Annotated in this window: 3 protein-coding genes; all 3 read right to left on the reverse strand. The window is 36.6% G+C overall.

The features are described from left to right. The coding region (locus tag L4B77_RS19835) for a transposase (RefSeq protein WP_429752577.1) at positions 1-151 on the reverse strand (151 nt) is incomplete at its 3' end. A 24-nt stretch (positions 152-175) separates the two neighbouring features. Next, positions 176-595 carry a hypothetical protein gene (locus L4B77_RS19840; RefSeq protein ID WP_429752573.1) on the reverse strand — a complete coding sequence of 140 codons (420 nt, stop codon included), beginning with the start codon at positions 593-595 and terminating at the stop codon, positions 176-178. 178 nt (positions 596-773) lie between these two features. Then, complete coding sequence (locus L4B77_RS19845; protein ID WP_429752575.1) at positions 774-1,790, reverse strand: endonuclease/exonuclease/phosphatase family protein; 1,017 nt, start codon at positions 1,788-1,790, stop codon at positions 774-776. Between the last annotated feature and the right edge of the window lie 123 nt (positions 1,791-1,913).

Genomic DNA, 1,913 nt, shown 5'->3' on the forward strand with positions numbered 1-1,913 from the left:
CTTTTTTGACGGCTTTACGCCACCCATAAATTTGAGATTCATATAGCGAAAGCTGTCGTGCGGCAGCAGAGACACCGACCTTCTCTGCTAACTTAAGCGCTTCGGCTTTAAATTCAGGAGCATGTTTGATTCGTGTTTTCTTAGTTGTCATTGTTCACCTCGTTAGTGATTGTACTCACTTAACTCGGTGTCCAAAACTTCTGGTGCGGATCACTGGGCTAGGTTTTCCCCCAACATCGAGATCCAATCTTTGCCACTCTGCTGAATCACTAGGAATCGAATTATTATTCCACCATTTTGCAATATAATACCCAACATTATATTCAACAACAGTACCACCATTGTACGGGGTTGATTGTTGCCAACTTTCAATCTCCTCAGTATTGATTGTTATCCAACCGTCCCAGTTTACTTTGTTATTTAAAGGTTCAGTGCCTTGAGTCCAGTGCGACGATATATATGTCAAGTCTTTCCACTGAACAACATCACCAGAATTGTATACTTTCTTTTCATCCCACTCTTCGGCTGAAAGGGCGACGTTAGGCAAACTAAAAATCGAAAGTAGAATGCCGAACTGAATAAACTTGTTTTTCATAAACCACTATGTCCTTAAAAGAAAATTTCCATTTGTTCCTTAGAAGATGAATAAGTTACTTCATCCAATAATTCTTCATATTTATTTAGTATTCTTATAGTGTCAGCATTGTTGTTTAGTGTTACTCCTGATTGAATTTTATGAATAATTGTTTGTTGTTTAGCTAGAGCGATTTCAATTACTTCATTTTTAAGTGAAGCCTCTTGGATAATAATTTTTCCTTGAAAACTATACCGAAATTTTGGATTTTGATTAATTCGTTACCCGAGTCTGAGCCTAAAGGGTTAGAGAGCAACGCTGTGATTCTTAACTTAGGTGCATCACAATCAGAGCAGTGAAAATCCACATAAACAGGAAGGTGGTCTGAAGCTTGCGTGTCATCATTTCCATCAATACCAAGGACTTCATCAAATATTTTGGCTGCGGTAGGTTGACTGAAAAGAGTAATTAAAGCGGGTGAAACTAAGATTGGGTAGTACAAAGCCTTTCTTGCTGGTATGTCGTTTAAGAAATTATCAATATTTTCTTTTCTTGAACCTGGTATCGATGGATTGACTAATCTTACGATAGAATCTGTCTTATCGAGGCTTTTTAGACCAAATGAAACATGTGCTTTTAACGTTAATGGCTCGGTAATGTTAATAAGAAAACTGCCATTAACATTCTCTATTAGTATAGGGGGGGTGATGCCACGTTCTAATGTGTTAAGCGATCTATCGTCAGGTGTGTCGTTGAAGTCACCTAAAAGAGCAACATATTCAGTAGGAGCTTGATATATATAATCAATAAGGTCTAATGCTGCATTTGTCCTCTGCTCATCCGTAATCATTCGACCGTTATAACGAGATTTTTCATGATGATTTAACAATAAAATTTCTTTACCTTTATACGAGATAAATAATTTTAAAACTCTTCTTTCATCAATAAATTTTGGGTTCGACTTAAGAAAGGCAAAGTCTATGTTTTTATCCACGCACTTCAAATTCCCAGAATTCAATCTATATTGAAAACCTTTTCGGATGGCGAACGCTAAATTCATATCATCTGTGCTGTCATCATCGATAATTATGTTCCAATCTGTTGCGGGGAAATATCGCTCTACAGCGTACCGATCTCTAACTTCCTGCAGTGCCACAACATCAGCGTTCAGATTGTTTATAACGCTTTGATAACTAATGACATGTACCTTGTTCATACAAGAAGACAGGAATTTTTAGTTGTACGTAGCTAGGCAAAGGTTTTAACTTGATATGGCATATGGGGTAACGATTAAAAGACAAAGTAAAATAATTTTCATAAGTACGGTTATATAAAAAAT

The organism is Vibrio minamisatsumaniensis (assembly GCF_050337445.1).
Taxonomy (GTDB): domain Bacteria; phylum Pseudomonadota; class Gammaproteobacteria; order Enterobacterales; family Vibrionaceae; genus Vibrio; species Vibrio artabrorum.